The following is a 24927-nucleotide window of genomic DNA, read 5'->3' as shown; positions in this document are numbered from 1 at the left end:
AATGACGATAATACATAAGTGTAGGATACAGGGTTGCAGATCAGTTCATCCAGCGGTCTTTCTTCTTACGGCTTGGGATCATGTGTGGCAGTAACAGGCCAAGCAGCAGACCGAAACCTGCGACACCACCGCCGTACATAAACCACTGCATGATAATGGCGCGTTGCTTGTCATCCAACTGAACGTTCGCGGCATCGACTTTCTTCTTCGCGACGATTAATTGGTTTTTAAGCTGTTGATTTTCTTCTTTCAGACCAGTGATAACACTGTCGCTCTGTGCCACTTTTTGCTGCATATCAGCGGTGCGCTGATTCCAGGTAGTGTCGATGTTGTTGAGCTTATCGGTCAGTGTCTTAACTTGATTTTCAAGATCTGGTACACGAGTACGCAGGCTTGGCGTGGTACTCAATTGCGCGAGCGGGATCCAGGAAGTACGGCCATTGCTGTCGCGCACCTGGCCGTATTTTGTTTCTTCATTGCTCTGCAGCAGGGTGACTTCTTCACCCGCATTCACGGTGCCGAGCAAGCGGTAATTATCTCCGGGACCACTACGTACCCAGGTGTTCAGTTCGTCAGATACATAACGTTTTTCATCGGCATGGGCCACAACGGAAACGCTAAGAGAGAGCAAAGTAAGGCAAATTAGGCGGAATTTGTGCATGATTTCGTCATTATTGTCATAAATAGTGGAACGATAGTAGTGGCATCAGTCTGACGGTGCAATCCGTAAACCTGAATGAGAATCATCCTGGTGTGAATTTGACCAATTGCTCACGCTCAATGGCCCGTCAAAATACGCGCCACTCATGGTAATTTGGCGAAAAATATTATCTACTGACCGCTATTAGCCGATTAAGTTCGCCGGGTGTGAGCCCGATGTGACACAACTAAAAGTAAAAAGACGATGACTCAAGAAATCGAACTCAAATTTATTGTTAATCCAACTGAACTGGATTCTCTTCGTAACACATTAAACGCGCTTGAAAGCCAGCATAGCGAACCCCGCCAGTTGCTCAATATCTATTATGAAACGTCCGATAACCAATTGCGCCGTCATGATATGGGGTTGCGTATCCGTGGTGATAATGGTCGTTATGAAATGACGATGAAAATTGCAGGCCGTGTGACCGGTGGGTTGCACCAGCGTCCGGAATACAATGTGGAGCTGAATGGGCCTGAGCTGGATTTGTCGCTGTTCCCGCAAGAAATCTGGCCAGAAGGGCTTTCACCTGAAGTTTTACAAACGCAACTGAACCCGCTCTTTAGCACTGACTTTGTACGTGAAAAGTGGGTAGTCACTCACGGTAAAAGCCGTATCGAGCTTGCCTTGGATTTAGGTGAAGTTAAAGCGGGCGAACAGGTTGAGCCATTGTGCGAGTTGGAACTTGAATTGCTGGAAGGCGAAACAGCAGATGTTCTGGCTTTTGCCAAACAACTGGTTACACAACCTGGCTTACGTCAGGGAAACCTGAGCAAAGCAGCACGCGGTTACCATCTGGCGCAGGGAAATCTGGAAAGAGAGATTAAACCGTTAACCGTTCTGCGTGTAGCGCAGAAAGCAACAGTAGAACAAGGGCTGGAAGGCTCGCTGGAACTGGCACTGAGCCACTGGCAATATCACGAAGAGCTGTGGTTGCGTGGCAACGGCAAAGCTAAAGCTCAGGTTCTGGAAGCGGTTGGCCTTGTGCGTCACGCTTTGGCGCTGTTCGGTGGCATTGTTCCGCGAAAAGCGAGTACCCAGTTACGTGAGCTGTTAGCAACCTACGAAACCATGCTGGCTCAAGAACTGAAAGCGCCAGAACTGGCTTTCAGCGCACAAAGCAGCCAGGCCAAATTAGCACTCACCGAGTGGCTGGTTGGGCGCCAATGGCAGAAATTCACTGATGACAAAGCCACTGTTAAACTGGCGGGTTCGTATAAGCGTTTTGCGGATACCCATCTTTCCCGTCACGCCGCAGAACTGAAAGAAACATTCCAGCGCCCGCTGGGCGATAGCTATGCCGACCAACTGCCACGTCTGGCTCGTGAAACCGGCTCTATCCGCTTGCTGGCAGGCGTTTATGACGATGCGAAAACTCAACCCTGGTTGGATAATTGGCAAGGGTTGCGCCATGCCATTGTGACTCGCCAGCAGGTTGAAATTGAACATTACCGTAATGAAGCTATCTCCCAGGCACCTTTCTGGCTGCATAGCGGGAAATAACCATCGTTTGTAAGGGATACGACCATGATGTCGCAAGCGCCACTTTTACAGCAGCATTTGCAGGCGGCGCTGGCGCGTCTGCCACAAGAGATTGACCGTCAGACGCTAAGCCAGAAAGCTCAAGCGGTGTTGGCGTTTAGTGATTTTGTTTGTGACAGCATGGCGGCTCATCCCGTTTGGCTTGCGGAGCTTGAACAATCGCCGCCGCTTGCCGATGAATGGCAGAATTATGCAGCATGGCTGCAGCAGGAATTACAAGGTGTCGATAGCGAGCCCGCGTTAATGACCGCGCTGCGTCTATTCCGCCGTCGCATGATGGTGCGAATCGCCTGGGCGCAGGCGTTGCAACTGATGCCGACAGAAAGCTCACTCCAGCAACTGAGTACATTGGCCGAAACGCTCATTATTGCCGCCCGAGATTGGCTGTATACCGCATGTTGTCGCGAGTGGGGTACGCCATGCAATCAGGCTGGTGTGGCTCAACCGCTGATGATCCTCGGTATGGGTAAACTTGGTGGTGGCGAACTGAATTTCTCCTCCGATATCGACCTGATTTTTGCCTGGCCGGAAAATGGTTCGACACAGGGCGGACGGCGCGAGCTTGATAACGCGCAGTTCTTTACCCGTCTGGGCCAACGATTGATAAAAGTTTTGGACCAACCAACTCAAGACGGTTTTGTTTATCGCGTTGATATGCGCTTGCGTCCTTTTGGCGACAGTGGCCCGCTGGTGCTGAGCTATGCCGCCTTAGAAGATTACTATCAGGAACAAGGGCGTGACTGGGAACGTTACGCGATGGTCAAAGCTCGAGTTATGGGCGATAACGACGACGTATGGAGCCAGGAGCTACGGAACATGCTCCGGCCTTTCGTCTTCCGTCGTTATATCGACTTTAGCGTGATTCAGTCGCTGCGTAACATGAAAGGGATGATAGCCCGTGAAGTGCGCCGCAGAGGTTTGACGGATAACATCAAACTCGGCGCTGGTGGCATTCGCGAAACCGAGTTTATCGTTCAGGTTTTCCAGTTGATTCGCGGTGGGCGCGAACCTGCTTTACAGTCTCGTTCGTTGCTACCAACCCTTGAAGCCATCCAACATTTGCACCTGCTACCAGAAAATGACGCAGCGAAACTGAAGGATGCCTATTTATATCTTCGCCGCCTCGAAAACCTCCTGCAAAGTATCAATGACGAACAGACTCAGACCCTGCCTGGTGATGAGCTAAACCGCGCCCGTCTGGCGTGGGGTATGAACGTGCAAACATGGGACGAGTTGCAGCAAGTTTTGCAGCATCATATGAATGCTGTGCGCCAGGTTTTCAACGAATTAATTGGTGATGATGAACCGGAACCCGGTGAAGATAAGCTCGCGGAAGCCTGGCGTGAGCTTTGGCAGGATGCACTGGACGCTGATGCAAATACGCCAGTTCTGGAACATTTAACGCCGCAAGCGCGTGGCGAAGTTTTACGTTTGATGAGTGATTTCCGCCAGGATACTGACAAGCGCACCATCGGCCCGCGTGGCCGCCAGGTGTTGGATCAACTTATGCCGCGTTTGTTATGCGAGGCTTGTTCCCGCAACGATGCACCATTGCCGTTATCCCGCTTAACACCGCTGCTGCTCGGTATTGTCACGCGTACGACTTATCTTGAGTTGCTGACGGAATATCCGGGGGCATTAAAGCACTTGATAACACTGTGTGCAGCCTCGCCAATGATTGCCAGCCAGTTGGCCCGTTACCCGCTGTTGCTCGATGAACTACTCGACCCAAATACTCTTTACCAACCGACGGCAACTGATGCTTATCGTGATGAACTACGCCAGTATTTACTGCGTGTTCCCGATGATGATGAAGAACAGCAGCTCGAAGCTTTGCGCCAGTTTAAACAGGCGCAGTTGCTGCGTGTTGCGGCGGCCGATATCACCGGTACACTGCCAGTGATGAAAGTCAGTGATCATCTCACTTGGTTGGCAGAGGCGATGATTGACGCCGTAGTACAACAGGCGTGGGTACAAATGGTACAGCGCTATGGTCAACCAAAGCATTTGCACAATCGTGAAGGGCGCGGTTTTGCTGTCGTCGGTTACGGCAAACTCGGCGGCTGGGAATTGGGTTATAGCTCTGATTTGGATCTGGTCTTCCTGCACGATTGCCCATCAGATGTGATGACGGATGGCGAGCGCGAAATCGATGGTCGTCAGTTTTACCTGCGCCTGGCGCAACGTGTTATGCACCTGTTCAGTACCCGAACTTCATCGGGCATTTTGTATGAAGTGGATGCGCGTTTGCGCCCATCTGGTGCTGCTGGAATGCTGGTTACCACCGCTGAAGCCTTCGCGAATTATCAACAAAATGAAGCCTGGACCTGGGAACACCAGGCCTTGGTGCGGGCGCGAATTGTATATGGCGACCCACAGCTGAGGCAGGAATTTGATGCTATTCGCCGCAAGATATTATGCATTCCGCGTGAGGGCGAAACCCTCCAGACCGAAGTGCGTGAAATGCGCGAAAAAATGCGTGCGCACTTGGGCGGGAAAAACCGTGAACGCTTTGATATTAAAGCTGATGAGGGCGGTATTACCGATATTGAATTTATCACTCAATACCTGGTGTTACGTTATGCGTCACAGGCCCCAAAACTGACTCGTTGGTCTGACAATGTACGCATTCTGGAATTAATGGCGCAAAACGACATCATGAATGAAGACGAAGCGAAGGCGCTGACGCATGCTTATGTCACGTTACGCGATGAACTCCATCACCTTGCATTGCAAGAGCTGCCTGGAAACGTGGCAATGGATACCTTCACTCAGGAACGCGAGCAAGTATTGAGGAGCTGGAACACTTGGTTGGGTGAGTCGCAAACACGCGCATAATATTAATTGTGATATTATCCGCGACAAAATTTTATCCCTCTCTGGAGAGTCAGGAATGAAAGTAACGCTGCCCGAATACAGCCGTGCAGGCGTCATGGTAGTAGGTGATGTGATGCTGGATCGCTACTGGTATGGCCCTACAAGCCGCATCTCCCCGGAAGCTCCCGTGCCAGTGGTGAAAGTCGATACCATTGAAGAACGTCCTGGTGGTGCGGCAAACGTGGCAATGAACATTGCTTCGTTGGGCGCAAATTCACGCCTGGTTGGCCTGACAGGCATCGACGATGCGGCGCGTGCGCTAAGCCAAACGCTGGCTGGCGTGAACGTTAAATGCGATTTTGTTTCGGTGCCGACCCACCCGACAATTACCAAACTGCGCGTACTTTCCCGTAACCAGCAACTAATTCGCCTCGACTTCGAAGAAGGTTTTGAAGGTGTCGATCCTGAACCGTTGCATGAGCGTATTAGCCAGGCTCTGCCGCACATTGGTGCTCTGGTGCTTTCTGACTATGCAAAAGGTGCATTGGCGAGCGTTCAGCACATGATTAGCCTTGCTCGTGCGGCTAAGGTTCCGGTGCTTATCGATCCAAAAGGTACGGACTTTAATCGCTATCGCGGTGCGACACTGCTGACACCAAACCTCTCTGAATTCGAAGCGGTGGTGGGCAAGTGTAAGAACGATGAAGAGCTGGTGGAACGTGGTATGCAGCTTATCGCTGAATACGATCTTTCCGCTTTGCTTATCACCCGTTCCGAGCACGGTATGACGCTGTTGCAGCCGGGTATTAAGCCATTCCATCTGCCAACTCAGGCACAAGAAGTTTACGATGTGACTGGTGCTGGCGACACGGTGATTGGCGTACTGGCGGCAACGCTCGCGGCGGGTAATAGTCTTGAAGAAGCATGCTATTTTGCGAATGCTGCGGCAGGCGTAGTCGTCGGTAAATTGGGGACGTCTACCGTTTCCCCAATTGAACTGGAAAACGCAGTACGTGGCCGTGCCGACTCTGGTTTTGGCGTGATGACCGAAGCTGAGTTGAAAGTCGCAGTGGCATCCGCGCGTAAGCGTGGTGAGAAAGTCGTCATGACTAACGGTGTGTTCGACATCCTCCATGCCGGCCACGTTTCTTATCTGGCGAATGCACGTAAGTTGGGTGACCGTTTAATTGTGGCGGTAAACAGCGATGCTTCGACCAAACGCCTGAAAGGAGAAACTCGCCCGGTGAACCCGCAGGATCAACGTATGATCGTGTTAGGTGCGCTTGAAGCGGTGGATTGGGTGGTGCTGTTTGAAGAGGACACGCCACAACGTTTAATTGGCCAGATTTTGCCTGATTTGCTGGTCAAAGGTGGCGATTACAAACCGGATGATATTGCCGGGAGTAAAGAAGTCTGGGCCAACGGCGGTGAAGTGATGGTGTTGAATTTTGAAGACGGTTGTTCAACGACCAATATCATTAAAAAGATTCAAAGCCACGACGCATAATAAAAAACGCCCCAGCAACGGGGCGTTTTTTTACATATGTGGTTCAGTCGGCGGAGTGACTTCAGGCGTTTGATCGCTACGATTCTCAAGCTCCTTTAGGCGCTGTTCCAACAAGGCTAGTTTTTCTCGAGTGCGCAGCAGTACTTGTGTCTGGACATCAAACTCTTCACGGCTAACGAGATCAAGACGGGTTAATTGCGATTGCAAAACCTGACGAACTTTTTTCTCGACATCATCCCCGAATTCACGAATCCCTTTCGGCATTGACTCGTGGACCTGGCGTGCGATCTGTTCAATTTTTTTCGGGTCAATCATAGCGGCTTCCATAATCTTACGGGATTGTCTTACGGTATTAACACTAATTGTAATGCCTGTGAGGCTCCTTAGAAACCCGAAATGTTATAAGGTTTGGCGTTGCCAGAGAAAATCATCGGCGTTATAGTAAGTCTGCTTATTCTCAGGGCGGGGTGTAACTCCCCACCGGCGGTAAATCAGCGCACGCTGAAAGCCCGCGAGCGCTCCAGAGCAATCTGGAGGTCAGCAGATCCGGTGTAACTCCGGAGCCGACGGTTATAGTCCGGATGGGAGAGAGTAACGACTAAGCCTAAGCTTTTGTAAGCCTGCTCGCGTTATTTTTATAGCTCCTAAGACTGCCCTGATTCTGGTAACCATAATTTTAATGAGGTTTTTTTACCATGAATCAGACGCTCCTTTCTGCATTTGGCACCCCTACTCAACGCGTAGAACACGCTCTTGAAGCACTACGTGAAGGCCGCGGGGTAATGGTTCTTGACGATGAAGATCGCGAGAACGAAGGTGACATGATTTTCCCTGCGGAAACCATGACCGTTGAGCAAATGGCTCTGACCATTCGTCATGGTAGCGGTATTGTTTGCCTGTGCCTGACCGAAGAACGCCGTAAACAACTCGATTTGCCAATGATGGTTGAGAACAACACCAGTGCTTATGGCACCGGGTTTACTGTGACTATCGAGGCCGCAAGCGGTGTGACTACCGGTGTTTCTGCCGCTGACCGTATTACTACCGTGCGAGCAGCTATTGCTGATGGCGCAAAACCAAGCGACCTGAACCGTCCTGGGCACGTATTCCCGCTGCGCGCTCAGCCTGGTGGCGTGTTAACCCGTGGTGGTCACACTGAAGCAACTATTGATTTGGTCACCCTTGCTGGTTTCAAATCTGCGGGTGTGCTGTGTGAGCTGACTAACGATGATGGCAGCATGGCACGAGCACCAGAGTGCATCACCTTTGCCCGCCAGCACAACATGGCTGTAGTGACGATTGAAGACTTGGTTGAGTATCGCCAGACTCACGAACGCAAAGCCAGCTAAGATGCAAAAAGCCCGGTTTTTACACCGGGCTTTTTCTTATCCAATTCCGTTTGTTTGTAGCAGCGTCAGACTAAATCCCATCACCGCCATACCGCAAAGTACGCCATAACTTGGATTGTTATGGGGATCTATCTCTTTGGCGAGCGGCATCAGTTCATCGACTGACAGTGCCACCATAATCCCTGCGACAGCAGCCATTATTGCCGCCATAACAACTGGTGACACCATTGGCCCGAGAATTAGCCAGGCCAGCACACCACCCAGAATTTCGGCAAGCCCTGATATTCCAGCCCAGAAAACAGCTTTACGTTTTGAACCCGTCGCCGCATAAACAGGGCCAGCAACGGCTAATCCTTCAGGAATATTGTGCAATGCCACAGCGAGCGCAATTCCCATACCTAATTCCAGATTACTGCTTGCGGTGACGTATGTGGCAACGCCTTCCGGGAAGTTATGCAGGCTAATACCCAGAGTTAGCAATAACGCCGTACGTCGCAAATTACGAGGCTGCGGTTTGCTATCCATCAAATCTTGCGGATGCGCATGGGGAAGGGCGCGATCAAGGGCAAAGTAACCCAGCAGGCCCAGCATAAACATGCCATAACCCAGTACCGGTGACATTCCTTCGGTATGAAGTGCTGCAGGCAACATCTCCATCAACGAGATAAGCAGCATAATGCCCGCTGCAAAACCGAGAGAAAATGCCAACACACGGTTTGATGGCTTCTGGCCGAGTACGCCAAGAAAGGCTCCAATAAACGTGGCTCCCCCTGCTAATAGGGTCAGAATCAAGGGTACTGACATTTATTGCTCCTTTTGATAATGATTCTCATTTATATTAATGGGCGATGTGATAAAAATCGAGAGCCAGATGAGAAGCTTTACACATCGCTTACATTCAAATTTCCTGAAGATCTTCATCATGCTTATCTGAGTTCTTCAAAACGTAAAAGCGCGTACTGTGGTGTTTATAAACTGACATTTCCGATAAAGGACACCACCATGACAACTCAAAGAATGCCTGCACTGTTCCTGGGACACGGCAGCCCAATGAACGTGCTGGAAGATAATCACTATACCCAAGCGTGGCGGCATTTGGGAGAAACCTTACCGCGGCCAAAAGCAATTGTGGTGGTATCTGCGCACTGGTTCACTAAAGGCACTGGTGTAACAGCTATGGAAACGCCAAAAACTATCCATGATTTCGGTGGCTTCCCGCAGGCGCTGTACGATACCCATTATCCGGCTCCGGGTTCCCCTGAACTTGCTCAGCAATTAGTCGATCTTCTGGCGCCGGTTCCGGTGATGCAGGATAAAGAAGCCTGGGGGTTTGACCACGGCTCCTGGGGCGTTCTGATTAAGATGTATCCGGATGCTGATATTCCAATGGTGCAGCTCAGTATCGACAGCACTAAACCAGCTGCCTGGCATTTTGAAATTGGCCGTAAGCTGGCGTCACTGCGTGACCAGGGCATTATGCTGATTGCCAGCGGTAACGTGGTACATAACCTGCGAACCGCACGCTGGCATGGTGAAAACACGCCGTACCCCTGGGCTGAGTCATTTAACCAATACGTGAAAGATAATCTCACCTGGCATGGCCCTGTCGCCGAGCACCCGTTGGTGAACTATTTGCAACATGAAGGCGGCTCGTTATCTAACCCTACGGCCGATCATTATTTACCTTTGCTCTATGTTCTGGGAGCGTGGGATGGCAAAGAAGCGATAACGCTACCAGTTGATGGAATAGAGATGGGGTCGTTGAGTATGCTTTCGGTGCAGATTGGGTAAAGCGAGTTCCCCTTCTTCAGCGGAGAAGGGGAACAGGATTTACTCTACAAACACGTGCGGGTAGAAGCGTGAAAGATCCTGAGTAATTAACTCACGATCCTCACGAATACCAATCCCTGCCGGTTGATCGTTGATAAGCCAGCTACCAAGCACGACATAGCTGTCACCAAATTTTGGCAATTGATAGAACTGCTGAACGATCATGCCTTCTTCACCGTATGGGCCATCGACACGCGCAACTTCTTCGCCGTTTTCGATGATCTTCACGTTTGCCCCTTCACGGGAGAAGATTGGCTTAACGACATACTTCTCCATTGCTGGATAGTTATCTTCGGCAAAATAAGCAGGCAGCAAGTTTGGATGGTCCGGGAACATTTCCCAAAGCATTGGCAGCAATGCTTTGTTGGAAATAATGCTCTTCCAGGCCGGCTCCAGCCAGCGAACGCCAGCATCTTCGAGCTTGGTGGAGAACACTTCACGCAGCATGAATTCCCATGGATAGAGCTTGAACAGGTTACTGATAACTTGATCCTGCAAATCAGTAAATTGGCCTCTTTCACCCAGACCAATTTCTTCCATGTACAAGAATTCGCTCGCTATTTCGGCTTCCGCTGCGCAATCCTGCAGATACTGAACCGTACCGCGATCTTCTACAGTGTCCTGGCAGCAAGCAAAATGCAGCAAGTTGAAGCCATGTTGTTGCTTTAACTCAGCAAAACGCTCAATTAGCTTTTCTTGCAGGCTGTTGAATTGATCGCTGCCCGCTGGCAGATTCCCAGCTTGAGTCTGATCTTCAAGCCAGATCCACTGGAAAAAAGCAGCTTCGTATAAAGAAGTCGGTGTATCGGCATTATTCTCGAGCAGTTTTGGCTCACCAACACCGTCCCATGCGATATCCAGACGAGAGTAAAGTGAGGGTTGCTGAGTACGCCATGACTGACGCACAAACTCCCAGGTGTGCTTAGGAATACGGAATTTAGCTAACAGCTCATCGCTGCTCACCACTTTCTCGACAACCTTCAGGCACATCTGGTGAAGTTCAGCAGTGACATCTTCCAGGCGTTCAACCTGAGGGAGAGTCAACTTGTAATAAGCATCTTCACACCAGTACGGTTCGCCATACATGGTGTGAAAATTGAAACCGTATTCTGTGGCTTTTTCGCGCCAGTCCGGGCGCTCAGTAATTGCGATTCTTTCCATAATGCTTAGCCACCCATGGAGCGAGAAGAACCTGTTGCGCTGCTGCGCTGCATGGTTGATTGCTTAGCAACAGAATCACCGAAACCGCCACGGGTTACCGTGCTGGTTGTTGCGGGTTTTGGCGCCATGGCTGTTTTCGGTACGGTTGTCGTACGGCCTGGTGTAGCGGCTCCGTAGCTCTTACCACTGGCATCGGCATATTTACCGTAAGCTGGGCTTGCTGGGTTCTTTGAGGAGAACAGTGGCTGCTGCGCAAAGCCCGCACCGCCACCCATCAGGCGACCCATCATGTAACCAGCCATCAGAGGCATCCAGAAGCTACCACTCTGTTGTGGCTGCGCCTGGGCTTGTTCACCCGTCATGCCAGCCTGAGCAGGTGCTTGCTGGCATTGGCCTTCACCAAACTCAGCGATACATTCTTCGCGTGATGCGTATTTCGGAGCGGTACGTTCTGCTTCTTTCAGCGCGTTATTGAAGGCTGTCGTACATTCGGCACTTTTGCCTGGGTTGGCTTGTGAGCAGTCATCCGCATTTTGATACATGGAGACTGTTTCATCATTTTGTTCACAACCAGCGAGCATAAACACAGCGGTAACCGCCAAAGCAACTGGCGTTAAATGGCGAGCGCCCCAGTTTTTGCGGAACGATGCGTGGTTTATAGTTTTTGTCCGTTTCATTTATCTGTCCTGAGCCCAAAGGAGTAAAGCTTATGTTGTGCTTAGAATAGGGGATGAATGGTTGAAATTAAAGCGATGACGGGCGTTTGCAGGGGGATCTTTACGTTGCCTTACGTTAAAAGGCGCAAGTTGTGACGGGGGCATGTTGCCACGCCCCCTCAAACTATGATCAGTTACCGAATGGGTTAGCTGATTTCGTGCTAGTTGCTGAAGCTGGAGTCGCTTTTGCAGGTGTTGCAGCCGCAGTCGTTTCTGCGGTATCGCCCGTATAACCATCTGCACGAGCATTTTGGTCAGGCGTTTCTGGCGCAACGCTGTCCGCAGTAGTCGACACAGGTTTACCCAGTGTACTGTTTAGCGCAACCAAGTCTTGTTCGTTAAGCGTACCCAATGCTTGCTTAATATTAAGCTGGTTAATCAGGTAGTTATAACGTGCGCTGGAGAGCTGTTGTTTTGCGTTATACAGCGTAGTGGTCGCATCCAACACATCAACGATGGTACGAGTCCCTACTGAATAACCGGCTTCCATGGCATCCAAAGAACTTTGCGCAGACACAACTGCTTGTTTGTACGCGTTAATAGTACTGATAGAAGCATTCATGTTGTTAAACGATGAACGTACATTCTGCACCACGCTACGATGTGCGCCTTCCAGTTGCTCACTGGCACCCACAAAGTTGTATTGCGCTTGTTTCACCTGAGAGTTGACCTGGCCACCCTGATACAACGGCAGTGAGAAATTAATGCCGATTTTGTTCTGACCATTATCGTTATCGTTGAACTGGCTACTATTCGTTTTTGAACCACTGTATTTGGTGTCAGAAACACCTGTAGAAGCGGTTAAGCCAACGATAGGCATGTGACCGGTTTCGGCATAGCGAATTTGCTCACGAGCTAAGTCCTGAGACAGGCGTGCTTGCAGCAATGCCAGGTTACTTTTCTCTGCATTTTTCAGCAGATTATTAACGTTATCAGGTTTGCTGGTTTTAAAGCCGTCAACATTCAGCGATGCAAGGGATGGATAGTAATTACCGGTGACCTGGCGCAGCGTTTCTACCGCGTTATCCAGATTATTCCGTGCAGTCACTTCGTTCGCTAATACGTTATCGTATTGTGCACGGGCGTTTTGCACGTCGGTAATGGCAACCAGGCCTACGTTAAAGCGCTGAGTGGTTTGATCTAACTGACGATAAATCGCCTGTTTCTGTGCTTCGGTGAAGGAGAGCGCATCAATCGCACTCAGCACATTAAAATAGGCTGTCGCTGTATTTAGGATCAGAGTTTGCTGATCTGTCTGATAGGTTACATCTTGAATGCCCGCAGATTTTTCTTGCAGGGTCAGCTGACGCCATTTCGACATATCAAAAATGGTCTGGGTCAATGACAACGACGCACTGCCCACTTTTGAGTCGATGCCGTTAGCATCACTGAAACCATTGCTGTATTCGTAATCTGCGCCAAGGCCGAGCTGAGGCAGCAACGGGCTGCGTGCTTCGTTAATTTTTTCGAATGCGGCATCACGGTCAGCAGCGGATTTACGCAAGTCCGGGTTGCTTAAACGTGCCTGCTGATAAACCTGCATCAGGTTTTCTGCCTGGCTCATGGCACTGAAACCCGTTAGGCTCAGACCGATAAGAATTGGGAGCAGTTTCTTCATTTGCATTCCTTGTTGTGAAGCAGAAATTGTTTGTTAGCGCTGACAAGAGCCGAAAATGATCGCCGATTCTAGCAGAATCTGCCAGCTGGGCGGCTTGGCGTAATGTGCCATCTGCCCTTAATTTTCATCAATCTACCATATAGAAAAAGAAACGGCAGTCACACTGGCTTGAAATTACGCATTTCATAACCATAAAAAATCAGGAAACCACCATGACTAAGCAAAACTCTCAACTTGTCACGTTAGGTAAAAACGATGTTGAAATTATTGCACGGGAAACGCTTTATAGCGGTTTTTTTTCGCTGGATCTTTATCGATTCCGCCATCGCTTGTTTAATGGCGAAATGAGTGGTGAAGTTCGACGTGAAATTTTAGAACGCGGGCACGCCGCAGTGCTGCTACCCTATGACCCTGTGCGCGACGAAGTTGTACTAATAGAACAGATTCGGATTGCGGCATATGACACAAGCGACAGCCCGTGGTTGCTCGAACTGGTTGCCGGGATGATTGAAGAAGGTGAAAGCGTCGAAGACGTAGCGCGCCGCGAAGCAGTTGAAGAGGCTGGGCTGGTTGTGGGTCGCACTAAACCGGTTATCAACTATCTGGCAAGCCCAGGTGGAACCAGTGAGCGTCTTTCAATTCTGGTTGGGGAAGTGGATGCGACAAATGCGCAGGGTATTCATGGCCTGGCAGATGAAAACGAAGATATTCGAGTTCATGTCGTGAGCCGGGATCGGGCTTATCAGTTAGTAGAAGAAGGGAAAATCGACAACGCAGCTTCAGTCATCGCCTTGCTTTGGCTGCAATTGCATTATGAGAAATTAAGAGCAGAGTGGAACAACTAAACATGAAGCGCTACACACCTGACTTCCCTGAAATGATGCGCTTGTGCGAAACCAATTTCGCACAACTAAGACGGCTGCTCCCGCGTAATGACGAGGCGGGTGAAAAAGTGACGTATCAGGTCAGTAGCGCACAATATCGACTCACTATCCTTGAGTCGACCCGTTACACTACGCTTGTACAAATCGAACAAACTGCCCCGGCTATAAGCTATTGGAGTCTACCGTCGATGTCGGTCAGGCTTTATCATGACGCCATGGTCGCGGAAGTGTGTTCAAGTCAGCAGATCTTTCGTTTCAAAGCGCGTTATGATTATCCTAATAAAAAGTTGCATCAACGCGATGAAAAGCATCAAATTAACCAGTTTCTAGCCGATTGGCTGCGATATTGTTTGGCGCATGGAGCGATGGCGGTTCCGGTTTGTTAGTGAGGGTGAAACCTAAGGACACCATTTGGAAAGCCTGTTAAATCTTCCTGTGGCCGGTGGGGGCCAGATCAGGATCCTGCAAATTACAGATACCCACCTGTTCTCTGGAAAGAACGAAACGCTGCTTGGTATCAATACCTGGATGAGCTATCAGGCTGTTATTGATGCCATCCTCGCTGAGCAGCGTCACTACGATCTCATCGTTGCAACTGGGGATCTAGCCCAAGATCATAGTGTGCAGGCCTACCAACATTTTGTTGAAGGCATTGCGGAGATCCCTGCGCCTTGCGTTTGGCTACCGGGTAATCACGATTTCCAGCCGGCGATGTTTAGCTCGCTGTTGGAAGCCGGAATTTCTCCGGCGAAGCAGGTTTTCCTCGGTGAAAACTGGCAGATTTTGATGCTGGACAGCCAGGTATTCGGTGTCCCACATGGTGAACTGAGCGACTACCAGCTCGACTGGCTGGAGCGAAAGCTCGCTGCCACATCAGAAAGGCACACGCTTTTGCTGCTACATCATCACCCTGTACCGGCTGGCTGTAGTTGGTTGGACCAACATAGCCTGCGTAACGCGCAAGAGCTTGATAACGTCCTGCAAAAATTCCCGAAAGTGAAAACACTGGTGTGTGGACATATTCACCAGGAGTTAGATCTCGACTGGAATGGCCGACGTATGCTGGCAACGCCGTCAACTTGCGTACAATTCAAGCCGCACTGTGCCAATTTCACACTTGATACCATTGAACCAGGCTGGCGTTGGTTGGAACTTGGTCCAAACGGCGAAGTGACCACTGAGGTTTGCCGCCTGAAAGGTGCGGTATTCAACCCTGATACCGCTTCAGAAGGGTATTGATGTCAACATTACTATATTTACACGGCTTCAACAGTTCACCGCGTTCAGCAAAGGCTACCAGTTTGCAAGCGTGGCTTGCGCAGAATCATCAAGATATCAACATGGTAGTGCCTGAACTCCCCCCGTATCCCGCGGAAGCGGCCGAGTTGCTGGAGTCGCTGGTGCTGGAACATGGCGGTGAACCGCTGGGCGTTGTGGGCTCGTCTTTAGGCGGCTATTACGCCACCTGGTTATCACAATGTTTTATGCTGCCAGCAGTCGTCGTTAACCCGGCGGTACGGCCTTTTGAATTGCTGGCCGATTACCTGGGCGCCAACGAGAACCCCTACACCGGGCAGCAATATGTGCTAGAGTCTCGCCATATTTACGATCTTAAAGTCATGCAAGTTGACCCGTTGGAAGCGCCAGATCTTATCTGGTTGTTGCAACAAACGGGTGACGAAGTGCTTGATTACCGCCAGGCGGTGGCGTACTACACCTCCTGTCGCCAGACGGTTGAAACCGGTGGTAATCACGCCTTTGTGGGCTTCGAAGATTATTTCACACAGATCGTCGGCTTCCTTGGCCTGCATTAGGCCTGATGTCGAATTCCTGTTTCGCTATCTGAACGAATAAACCATGACGCAATCCAGTTATAACGCCGATGCCATTGAGGTACTCACCGGGCTTGAGCCTGTTCGCCGCCGTCCGGGGATGTACACCGACACCACCCGTCCAAACCATTTGGGCCAGGAAGTCATTGATAACAGCGTGGATGAAGCGCTGGCAGGCCATGCGAAGCGTGTGGATGTTATTCTCCATGCCGATCAGTCATTAGAAGTCATCGATGACGGACGCGGTATGCCGGTAGATATTCACCCGGAAGAAGGCGTTCCCGCTGTAGAACTCATTCTTTGCCGTCTACACGCGGGCGGTAAATTCTCCAACAAAAACTACCAGTTTTCCGGCGGCTTGCACGGCGTAGGTATTTCAGTCGTCAACGCCTTGTCCAAACGCGTTGAAGTCACAGTGCGCCGTGATGCGCAGGTTTATAGCATTGCTTTTGAAAACGGCGACAAAGTACAAGAACTGGCCGTAGTCGGAACCTGTGGTAAACGTAATACCGGCACCAGTGTTCACTTCTGGCCAGATACCTCGTTCTTTGACAGTCCACGTTTTTCAGTTTCTCGTTTAAGTCATTTGCTGAAAGCTAAAGCGGTGCTTTGTCCGGGTGTGGAAATCACCTTTACCGACAAAGTTAACAATACCGAGCAGCGTTGGTGTTATCAGGATGGTCTGCAAGACTATCTGTGCGAAGCGGTAAACGGCCTGCCTACGCTTCCAGAAAAACCTTTTGTTGGCAATTTTGCCGGTGACGTTGAACAGGTCGATTGGGCATTATTATGGCTTCCGGAAGGTGGCGAACTGCTGACTGAAAGCTACGTCAACCTGATCCCAACCATGCAGGGCGGCACGCATGTTAATGGTTTGCGCCAGGGTCTGCTTGATGCGATGCGTGAGTTTTGCGAATACCGCAACATTCTGCCGCGTGGCGTAAAACTCTCGGCTGAAGATATCTGGGAACGTTGCGCGTACGTGCTTTCTGTGAAAATGCAGGATCCACAGTTTGCCGGGCAAACCAAAGAACGCTTGTCATCGCGCCAGTGCGCAGCATTCGTTTCCGGTGTGGTGAAAGACGCATTCAGCTTGTGGCTGAACCAGAACATTCAGATTGCAGAACAACTGGCAGAGCTGGCCATTTCCAGCGCCCAACGCCGTATGCGTGCGGCCAAAAAAGTTGTGCGTAAAAAGCTGACCAGTGGCCCGGCATTACCTGGCAAACTGGCAGACTGCTCCGCGCAAGATTTGAGCCGTACAGAATTGTTCCTGGTAGAAGGGGATTCCGCAGGCGGTTCTGCTAAACAGGCCCGCGACCGCGAATACCAAGCGATCATGCCGCTTAAAGGTAAGATCCTTAACACCTGGGAAGTCTCGTCTGACGAAGTGCTGGCTTCACAAGAAGTGCACGATATTTCTGTGGCGATCGGTATCGATCCTGATAGCGAAGATCTGAGCCAACTGCGTTACGGGAAAGTTTGTATCCTTGCGGATGCGGACTCGGATGGTTTGCACATCGCCACATTGTTGTGTGCACTGTTTGTACGCCACTTCCGTTCGCTGGTAAGAGGTGGACACGTTTATGTCGCCATGCCGCCGTTATACCGTATCGACCTTGGTAAAGAGGTTTACTACGCGCTGGACGAAGAAGAAAAAGCGGGCGTGCTTGAGCAACTTAAACGTAAGAAAGGGAAACCGAACGTTCAGCGCTTTAAAGGGCTGGGTGAGATGAACCCACTGCAATTACGTGAAACCACGCTTGATCCCAATACACGCCGCCTGGTGCAGCTCACCATCGACGATGAAGACAACGACAAAACAATGGCAATTATGGATATGTTGCTGGCGAAGAAACGTTCAGAAGATCGTCGTAATTGGCTGCAAGATAAAGGTGATATGGCGGATCTCGACGTCTAATCCCACTTCCGGGGAAATGTGATCAATGGTTGGATAAAGTTGATCACATTTTCTGAATACCCCGGTACGGAATGCCTGTTCTCATTTTTCACCTCCATTTTTTTCACTTCCTTCCACAGAAATGCAGTCACAATGCCCTCTGCGCGCATAAAGCTCTTCACTGAACACAGGATTGCCTATCGCGCGTTATGACTATCTTCACATTTTTCCCGTTTGTCGCTTGAAATAGTAATACTCCATCCGCTATTCTTTTTTGGAGTTAAACTTCATTAAGGTATGCAAGGCGGAGCAGAATGTCATTATTAGCCAAACTAGAACAAAGCGTAGGTGAGTGCGGTGGACTTATTGTGTCTTGCCAACCCGTACCAGGCAGCCCAATGGACAAGCCTGATATCGTTGCTGCAATGGCTCAAGCCGCTGTTTCTGCGGGCGCGGTTGCTATCCGAATTGAAGGAATAGAAAACCTGCAAGCGGTACGCCCACTCATCAGTGTTCCCATCATTGGGATTATTAAACGCGATCTGGAAGATTCCCCGGTACGTATCACCCCATTCCTGCATGATGTTGATGCGCTGGCGAAAGCTGGTGCCGACATTATTGCTTTTGACGCCACGTTCCGCCCGCGCCCGGTTGCCATTGATGAATTGCTTGCGCGCATTCGTCATCACGGATTGCTGGCGATGGCGGATAGCTCAACCGTAGAAGAAGGCCTTAGTTGCCAACATAAAGGTGTCGAGTTTATTGGCACGACGATGTCGGGTTACACCACTGCGGTTACGCCGGAAGGACCGGATTTGATGATGGTGTCTGAGTTAAGCAATGCGGGTTGTCGTGTCATTGCCGAGGGGCGTTACAACTCTCCTGAGCTGGCAGCGCAGGCCATCGACCACGGTGCCTGGGCCGTTACCGTCGGCTCTGCAATTACCCGAATCGAACATATTTGCCAGTGGTTTAGCCATGCGGTTAAGCGTTAAACCGGAGAACACCATGAACACACTTGCCATTGATATCGGCGGCACCAAACTGGCCGCGGCGCTTATCAACGCACAGCATGAAGTTTTGCAACGGATGGAAATCCCAAATCCTTCAAATGCTATGCCTGAAGCGTTGAAACAGGCTTTAGCGGAATTAGTGGAACCTTATCAGGGGAAAGCGCAACGGGTTGCGATTGCCTCTACGGGAATTATTGATAAGGGAATTCTTACTGCGCTCAATCCAGATAACCTTGGCGGGCTTAATCAATTTCCGCTGCAGGCCACTGTTGAAAATCTTACTGGGTTACCGTGTGTTGTTCTTAATGATGCTCAGGCTGCCGCGTGGGCAGAATATTGCTATTTATCTACCCAATTTAAACACATCACATTTATCACGGTTTCCACTGGCGTCGGTGGCGGCATCGTCGTCAACGGCGAGTTGTTAACTGGCCCTCGTGCATTTGCAGGCCATATTGGACACATCCAGGCCGATCCAAATGGCCCACGGTGCGGTTGCGGGCGTGTTGGCTGCATCGAGGCCATCGCATCAGGGCGCGCCATTGCCGCAGGTGCACTGCAAGACCTTGAAGGCAAAAATGCCCGTGAGATTTTTGCCGAGGCACAGTCCGGTCATTCACAAGCTCAACAACTCGTCGCGCGTTCAGCGCAGGCGATTTGCCAATTGATTGCCAATCTTAAAGCCTTGCTGGATACCGAATGCATCGTATTAGGTGGCAGTGTCGGGCTTGCTCAGGGCTACCGTCAACAGGTGGAACAACACTTATCAACGCTACCCGCGGCATTCCACGTCCCTATTTATTCCGCTCATTATCAACATGATGCAGGGTTAATGGGAGCTGCCCTCTGGTCTGAACATTACGCAGTCTGATCGTTAATAAGAAAACAAATTCAGACGGTTACCTTATCCCTACTAAAAATATAAGCAGGAAAGTGTCATGACGACTCATTCTTTTGGCATATTTAATTACCTCGTTCTATTTGGCTATTTACTGGCCATGATGTTAGTTGGTGTTTATTTTTCAAAGCGACAAAAAACGGCGGATGATTATTTCCGTGGCGGTGGTCGTATTCCTGGTTGGGCTGCGGGTGTCAGCGTATTTGCTACTACGCTAAGTTCGATTACGTTTATGTCGATTCCAGCCAAAGCATTTACTTCTGACTGGACATTTATCCTCGGCCAATATCTGGCTATCGCCATATTGCCGTTGGTCTTTTATTTCTATATTCCGTTCTTCCGTAAGCTAAAAGTTACTTCAGCCTACGAATATCTTGAAGCACGTTTCGATGTTCGCAGCCGCTTATTCGCCAGCATCTCATTTATGATGTTTCACATCGGTCGCATCGCGATTATTACGTTCTTAACCGTGTTGGCGCTGCGCCCATTTATCGGCATTGACCCTGTGGTTTTGGTACTGCTGATTAGCGTGATGTGCATCATTTATACCTGGATGGGCGGTATTGAGGGGGTAATCTGGACTGACGTGATTCAGGGGTTGCTGCTGTCTGGTAGTGCGGTGCTGATTTTCGTGGTGATTTGCTTCAAAGTTCAGGGCGGGGTCGGTGAGATTTTCACCGTGACTCAACATGCTGATAAATTCTTCCCGGCCTCACAGTTCCGCTGGAGCTGGACGGAGAGTACGGTGCCAGTTCTGATGATTGGTTTCCTGTTTGCCAATATTCAGCAATTCACTGCAAGCCAGGACGTGGTTCAGCGCTATATCGTGACGGACTCTATTGAGGAAACGAAAAAGACGCTGCTGACCAACGCCAAGCTCGTTGCCATTGTTCCAATCTTCTTCTTTGCCATCGGATCTGCACTGTTTGTTTACTATCAACAAAATCCAAATCTGTTGCCTGCGGGCTTTAACATCGGCGGTATTTTACCGCTGTTCGTGGTTACAGAAATGCCACCGGGCATTGCCGGTCTGATTATCGCGGCTATTTTTGCTGCCGCTCAGTCTAGTATTTCAAGCAGCCTGAACAGTATCTCCAGTTGCTTCAACTCTGATATTTATCAGCGTCTCAGCCACAAAAAAAGAACGCCTGAAAACAGTATGCGGATGGCGAAGCTTATCATTCTTATTGCCGGAGTATTCAGCAGCGCTGCGACCGTGTGGCTGGTGATGGCTGATGAATCAGAAATTTGGGATGCATTTAATAGCCTGATTGGTTTGATGGGTGGCCCAATGACCGGTCTGTTTATGCTGGGCATTTTCTGCAAACGTGCAAATGCGGGCAGTGCTGCACTTGGTATCGTAGTCAGTATCGTTGCTGTGCTAGCTGCTCGCTATGCCACGGACTTGAACTTCTTCTTCTACGGCGTAATTGGCTCGCTGAGTGTGGTTATCAGCGGCGTTATCTTCGCGCCATTATTTGCTTCAGCGCCGCCATTGACGCTTGATGAAACAGGTGAGTAAAAGGTGACATCATGATTTTAGGACGAATTTCAGAACTCAACGCACAGACCGGCATTGCACCCCAGTTGCTTGCCATCATAAAACAGGCGCTGGCACTTCATCCCGAAACCTTAAGTGCGGGGCGACATGAAATAGACGGTGACGACATCTTTATGAATGTCATGACGTTTGATACCACCGAACCTCAAAGCAAACGCTATGAGCAACACCGCGAATATCTGGATGTTCAAGTGCTACTGCGTGGTGAGGAACGTATCGATTTTGGCCCGAAAGGTGCTGCAGTCGAGCCAGATATTTACCATGAAGACGATGACTATCTGCTTTGTGATGTTGTATCGCCGTGCCAAACATTGCATATGCAACCGGAGATGTTCGCGATATTCCTCCCAGGGGAACCACACAAACCAGGCTGTATCAGTGAAACATCGCAAACTATCAGTAAGGTGGTGATCAAGGTGCATTACCGCTGTCTGTGAATTAGCGTTTTAACGTCACAATAATATTTAGTAATAAAGCTGTTTTTCTTTGACGACGCGATGTAGGCATACCCCCTATGCTTACATCGCGCTTTTTTTAACGTCATACTTCAATGTACTATTGCAGGCGTTTCGCCACCCTTCGCGCTAAAGAGCAGGAAATTTATGGAGCCTCAAGCCCTACGCCTCAAACCTGGTAAAATCCTCGACACACTGGGTGCCATGCAAAATAGCCTGACGCGTGTTGCACAGCGTATCGCACACTATATTTTGACCTCTCCGCAACAGGTGACTCAACTATCTATTGCCGAACTGTCGCGTGAAACGCAGGCTGGCGAAGCTACCGTCATTCGTTTCTGCCGCACCCTGGGCTATAAAGGTTTTCAGGACTTTAAAATGGATTTGGCCATTGAGTTAGCCACGACGGATTCGGATAACAACAGCCCGTTGTTGGATGCAGAAATCAGTGAGCTGGACGATGCGCACACCATCGGCTTAAAACTGCAAAGCACCATCAACAACGTGTTGTCTGAAACCCTGAACTTGCTGGATATGGAGCAAGTTACTCAGGTGGTTAACGCGTTGCGAAACAGCAATTCGGTGTATATCTTCGGTGTGGGTTCCTCCGGAATTACAGCCGAGGATATGAAACATAAACTGATGCGTATTGGCTTGCGAGTCGACGCTGTCACCAATAATCACTTTATGTATATGCAGGCTACGTTATTAAAAGCGGGCGATGTTGCCATTGCTATCAGCCACACCGGTACTTCTCCTGAAACTGTCCATGCACTTAATCTTGCCAAAGAAGCGGGTGCCACAACGGTCGCTCTTACCCACAATCTGGGTTCCCCACTTAGTGAAGTCGCGGACTTTAGTCTGATTAACGGCAACCGGCAGGGTATGCTACAAGGCGATTCGATTGGGACTAAAACGGCACAGCTCTTTGTGCTGGATTTGCTCTACACGCTACTGGTACAAGCCGCACCAGAACAAGCCCGCGAAAGTAAATTACGCACTATGGACGCACTTAATATCGCTAAATAATCTCGAATTATTTTGGGTATAGCGGCATTGATCACAGTTCAACGTATTACGCCTTTTTAGCCATGTGAACGTGGTTGCAACGCTCCGTTTGTCGCCTTAATATAGAGTTAAACTTCATTAGTGAAATTAATTAGAAGTAAAACTCCGAAGAGGCTTGCATGGAAAAGTTAACTGGCTTAATCGCCGCGCCACATACACCGTTTACCGCTGATGGAAGTGTCAATTATCCTGTAATTGATCAAATTGCAGAACACCTGATCAAACAAGGTGTTAAAGGGGCATATGTTCTGGGTACGACCGGCGAAGGCATTCATTGCTCGGTTGAAGAACGTAAAAAAGTTGCAGAACGTTGGGTTAGCGCAAGCGCAGGTAAACTGAGTATCACCTTGCATACTGGTGCTCTTAGCATCGCCGACTCCCTTGAACTTAGCCGACACGCCGAAACTTTGGATATCTTTGCTACCTCAGTGATTGGCCCATGCTTCTTCAAACCGGGCAACATTGAAGACTTGGTGGAATACTGCCGCATCAACGCTGCTGCTGCACCATCTAAAGGTTTTTACTATTACCATTCCGGCATGTCTGGTGTGAATCTCGATATGGAGCAATTCCTTCAGGTTGCTGCGGACCGTATTCCTAACCTCACTGGTATGAAATTTAACTCCAGCGATATGTATGAATATCAACGCTGTGTGCGCGTTAACAACGGTCAGTTCGATATTCCGTTTGGTGTGGATGAGTTTTTGCCTGCAGGGCTGGCATGTGGTGCGGTTGGTGCAGTTGGTAGTACTTACAACTACGCGGCTCCGTTGTATCACCGTCTGATTGATAGTTTTAACCGAGGTGACCAACAAGATGTAGCGGCGTGTATGGATAAAGTTATCGCTATCATCCGCGTTCTGGTGCAATACGGTGGGGTTGCGGCCGGGAAAGTTGCTATGAAACTTCACGGAATTGATGTAGGTGATCCACGTCGTCCGCTGCGCCCAATGACTGAACTGCAAAAACAAGATGCATTGCAGGCTTTCCGCAAGGCGGATTTCCTGTAGCCGCACTGCATTCTAACAACAAATATATTTGACTCAGATTGGTTCGAATAAAAAAGGGAGCCGGTGCAAACACCGCTCCCTTTATTTTTGGGTCGAGCAAATTACTTAATTGCTTCTTCCAGAATATGGATATGAATATCCAGCACATCGTCTTTTACCGCAGCACTGTGATCTTTCATATGCTGCGTTTGCAGATGAGCTTCCAGGTGAGCAACGCTCTCCCATTTTTCCAGCATAAATACGGAATCAGGAGAGGCTGTCTGGAATGCGACTTGCGCGTTATGATCGATCAGAGGCGCATAACCATGGCAGCCTTCTTCTTGCAGCACGGTAGGAATAATTTTTGCGAAGGCGTCTAAAACCGCCTGGCGGTGATGGGCACCTGGACGAGTACGAATTTCAGCAATTACGGTCAGCATGGCTAACTCCTTTAGTAAGCAGACCAACAGTTAAGCAAAAATTTTGCCGAGATGCTCGCGGTATTCTGCGATAAAACGCGGAACATCAGGTACTTTCATCACATCATTTGCGATAAACGTCGGCAGACCTTCCATACCCAGGAACTGGTTGGCTTTGTGGAAAGCCAGATAAACACCGTCAACCCCCACGCCGTGGAAGAACTGCTCTTTGTCCTCAAAAGCTTGCAGCGGAGCATTCCAGGTCAGAGAAAGCATATAGGTTTTACCCTGGATAAGACCGCCGGAACCGTATTTTTTCTCAGCGTCAGAACGGGTACGGCCATCGCTGGCATACAGTGAACCATGGCCTTCAGTGAACACATCATCAATGTATTTTTTCATGGTCCACGGTGCACCCATCCACCAGCCCGGCATTTGATAAATGACAGTATCGGCCCACAGATATTTTTCGACTTCTTCTTTTACGTCGTACTCGCTGTCGGTACGAGTGACCTGAACATCATGCCCGAGGTCTCGCAAAAAGCTTTCCGCGACGTCAGTCAGGGTGTCGTTAAGTTGGCCGTTAGAATGGGCGAATTTTTTCGCACCGTTAATAATCAAGATGTTGCTCATCGTTAGTCCTCGAATCATTGCGTTTGAAACGGAGT

The 24927-nt window shown here is 49.8% G+C and carries 24 protein-coding genes and 1 riboswitch; of the genes, 16 read left to right on the top strand and 8 right to left on the bottom strand.

Annotated features, from left to right (window positions below):
- Positions 1-40 precede the first annotated feature (40 nt).
- Positions 41-661: a TIGR04211 family SH3 domain-containing protein gene (locus FH968_RS08845; protein WP_139878773.1), complete on the bottom strand. Its 621-nt coding sequence runs from the start codon at positions 659-661 to the stop codon at positions 41-43.
- Positions 662-904: 243 nt separating this feature from the next.
- On the opposite strand from FH968_RS08845, the gene FH968_RS08840 reads away from it, so the two are divergent.
- From FH968_RS08840 to hldE, 3 genes are read left to right on the top strand one after another with little or no spacing between them, the layout of a single operon-like run.
- Complete coding sequence (locus tag FH968_RS08840) at positions 905-2203, top strand: inorganic triphosphatase (protein WP_139878772.1); 1299 nt, start codon at positions 905-907, stop codon at positions 2201-2203.
- Positions 2204-2227: 24 nt separating this feature from the next.
- A complete protein-coding gene (glnE, locus tag FH968_RS08835) occupies positions 2228-5080 on the top strand; it encodes a bifunctional [glutamate--ammonia ligase]-adenylyl-L-tyrosine phosphorylase/[glutamate--ammonia-ligase] adenylyltransferase (protein ID WP_370451489.1) in 2853 nt (950 codons plus the stop codon).
- A 55-nt stretch (positions 5081-5135) separates the two neighbouring features.
- The gene (gene hldE / locus FH968_RS08830; RefSeq protein ID WP_139878771.1) at positions 5136-6566 is read left to right on the top strand and encodes a bifunctional D-glycero-beta-D-manno-heptose-7-phosphate kinase/D-glycero-beta-D-manno-heptose 1-phosphate adenylyltransferase HldE; all 1431 of its coding nucleotides are present in this window, start codon (positions 5136-5138) and stop codon (positions 6564-6566) included.
- Between the two features lie 30 nt (positions 6567-6596).
- On the opposite strand, the gene ubiK is transcribed toward hldE, so the two are convergent.
- Positions 6597-6881, bottom strand: a complete 285-nt coding sequence (ubiK, locus tag FH968_RS08825) for a ubiquinone biosynthesis accessory factor UbiK (RefSeq protein ID WP_139878770.1) — start codon at positions 6879-6881, stop codon at positions 6597-6599.
- A 134-nt stretch (positions 6882-7015) separates the two neighbouring features.
- A riboswitch (FMN riboswitch) is annotated at positions 7016-7163 on the top strand.
- Positions 7164-7261: 98 nt separating this feature from the next.
- On the opposite strand from ubiK, the gene ribB reads away from it, so the two are divergent.
- Positions 7262-7915 carry a 3,4-dihydroxy-2-butanone-4-phosphate synthase gene (ribB, locus tag FH968_RS08820; RefSeq protein ID WP_139878769.1) on the top strand — a complete coding sequence of 218 codons (654 nt, stop codon included), beginning with the start codon at positions 7262-7264 and terminating at the stop codon, positions 7913-7915.
- Positions 7916-7951: 36 nt separating this feature from the next.
- On the opposite strand, the gene zupT is transcribed toward ribB, so the two are convergent.
- Positions 7952-8719, bottom strand: a complete 768-nt coding sequence (zupT, locus tag FH968_RS08815; RefSeq protein WP_139878768.1) for a zinc transporter ZupT — start codon at positions 8717-8719, stop codon at positions 7952-7954.
- 198 nt (positions 8720-8917) lie between these two features.
- On the opposite strand from zupT, the gene ygiD reads away from it, so the two are divergent.
- The gene (gene ygiD, locus FH968_RS08810) at positions 8918-9706 is read left to right on the top strand and encodes a 4,5-DOPA dioxygenase extradiol (protein WP_139878767.1); all 789 of its coding nucleotides are present in this window, start codon (positions 8918-8920) and stop codon (positions 9704-9706) included.
- A gap of 39 nt (positions 9707-9745) precedes the next feature.
- Here ygiD and FH968_RS08805 read toward each other — a convergent pair whose 3' ends face one another.
- From FH968_RS08805 to tolC, 3 genes are all read right to left on the bottom strand, one after another.
- Positions 9746-10906 carry a glutathionylspermidine synthase family protein gene (locus tag FH968_RS08805; RefSeq protein ID WP_139878766.1) on the bottom strand — a complete coding sequence of 387 codons (1161 nt, stop codon included), beginning with the start codon at positions 10904-10906 and terminating at the stop codon, positions 9746-9748.
- Positions 10907-10911: 5 nt separating this feature from the next.
- Entirely contained in the window at positions 10912-11583 is a 672-nt protein-coding gene (locus tag FH968_RS08800) for a DUF1190 family protein (protein ID WP_139878765.1), read from the bottom strand.
- A 169-nt stretch (positions 11584-11752) separates the two neighbouring features.
- Complete coding sequence (gene tolC / locus FH968_RS08795) at positions 11753-13240, bottom strand: outer membrane channel protein TolC (RefSeq protein WP_139878764.1); 1488 nt, start codon at positions 13238-13240, stop codon at positions 11753-11755.
- Positions 13241-13452: 212 nt separating this feature from the next.
- Here tolC and nudF point away from each other — a divergent pair, with 212 nt between their 5' ends.
- From nudF to FH968_RS08740, 11 genes are all read left to right on the top strand, one after another.
- A complete protein-coding gene (nudF, locus tag FH968_RS08790) occupies positions 13453-14085 on the top strand; it encodes an ADP-ribose diphosphatase (RefSeq protein WP_139878763.1) in 633 nt (210 codons plus the stop codon).
- Between the two features lie 2 nt (positions 14086-14087).
- Positions 14088-14510 carry a DUF1249 family protein gene (locus tag FH968_RS08785; protein ID WP_139878762.1) on the top strand — a complete coding sequence of 141 codons (423 nt, stop codon included), beginning with the start codon at positions 14088-14090 and terminating at the stop codon, positions 14508-14510.
- Between the two features lie 25 nt (positions 14511-14535).
- A complete protein-coding gene (gene cpdA / locus FH968_RS08780) occupies positions 14536-15363 on the top strand; it encodes a 3',5'-cyclic-AMP phosphodiesterase (protein ID WP_139878761.1) in 828 nt (275 codons plus the stop codon).
- On the top strand, positions 15363-15938 hold the full coding sequence (yqiA, locus tag FH968_RS08775; RefSeq protein ID WP_139878760.1) for an esterase YqiA: 576 nt from the start codon (positions 15363-15365) through the stop codon (positions 15936-15938). Before cpdA ends, yqiA begins: the two co-directional genes overlap by 1 nt.
- A gap of 43 nt (positions 15939-15981) precedes the next feature.
- Positions 15982-17877 (top strand): DNA topoisomerase IV subunit B, encoded by a 1896-nt coding sequence (gene parE / locus FH968_RS08770; protein WP_139878759.1) that lies wholly within the window; start codon positions 15982-15984, stop codon positions 17875-17877.
- Between the two features lie 293 nt (positions 17878-18170).
- On the top strand, positions 18171-18851 hold the full coding sequence (locus tag FH968_RS08765) for an N-acetylmannosamine-6-phosphate 2-epimerase (protein WP_139878758.1): 681 nt from the start codon (positions 18171-18173) through the stop codon (positions 18849-18851).
- A 13-nt stretch (positions 18852-18864) separates the two neighbouring features.
- Positions 18865-19740 carry an N-acetylmannosamine kinase gene (locus FH968_RS08760; protein WP_139878757.1) on the top strand — a complete coding sequence of 292 codons (876 nt, stop codon included), beginning with the start codon at positions 18865-18867 and terminating at the stop codon, positions 19738-19740.
- A 67-nt stretch (positions 19741-19807) separates the two neighbouring features.
- Complete coding sequence (locus FH968_RS08755) at positions 19808-21289, top strand: sodium:solute symporter (protein ID WP_139878756.1); 1482 nt, start codon at positions 19808-19810, stop codon at positions 21287-21289.
- Positions 21290-21300: 11 nt separating this feature from the next.
- A complete protein-coding gene (gene nanQ, locus FH968_RS08750; RefSeq protein ID WP_139878755.1) occupies positions 21301-21765 on the top strand; it encodes an N-acetylneuraminate anomerase in 465 nt (154 codons plus the stop codon).
- A gap of 165 nt (positions 21766-21930) precedes the next feature.
- The gene (locus FH968_RS08745; protein WP_139878754.1) at positions 21931-22812 is read left to right on the top strand and encodes a MurR/RpiR family transcriptional regulator; all 882 of its coding nucleotides are present in this window, start codon (positions 21931-21933) and stop codon (positions 22810-22812) included.
- A gap of 158 nt (positions 22813-22970) precedes the next feature.
- Complete coding sequence (locus FH968_RS08740; protein ID WP_139878753.1) at positions 22971-23861, top strand: dihydrodipicolinate synthase family protein; 891 nt, start codon at positions 22971-22973, stop codon at positions 23859-23861.
- Positions 23862-23962: 101 nt separating this feature from the next.
- On the opposite strand, the gene FH968_RS08735 is transcribed toward FH968_RS08740, so the two are convergent.
- Together FH968_RS08735 and FH968_RS08730 are read right to left on the bottom strand one after the other, a co-directional pair.
- Positions 23963-24280, bottom strand: coding sequence for a putative quinol monooxygenase (locus tag FH968_RS08735; RefSeq protein WP_139878752.1), 318 nt, complete (start codon positions 24278-24280; stop codon positions 23963-23965).
- Positions 24281-24310: 30 nt separating this feature from the next.
- A complete protein-coding gene (locus FH968_RS08730; protein ID WP_139878751.1) occupies positions 24311-24892 on the bottom strand; it encodes an NAD(P)H-dependent oxidoreductase in 582 nt (193 codons plus the stop codon).
- Between the last annotated feature and the right edge of the window lie 35 nt (positions 24893-24927).

The sequence above is a fragment of the Buttiauxella sp. B2 genome, assembly GCF_006376615.1.
In the GTDB taxonomy this organism is placed as follows: Bacteria; Pseudomonadota; Gammaproteobacteria; order Enterobacterales; family Enterobacteriaceae; genus Buttiauxella.
The sequence above is the reverse complement of the archived record's forward strand: the minus strand, read 5'-3'. Positions and strand labels throughout refer to the sequence as shown.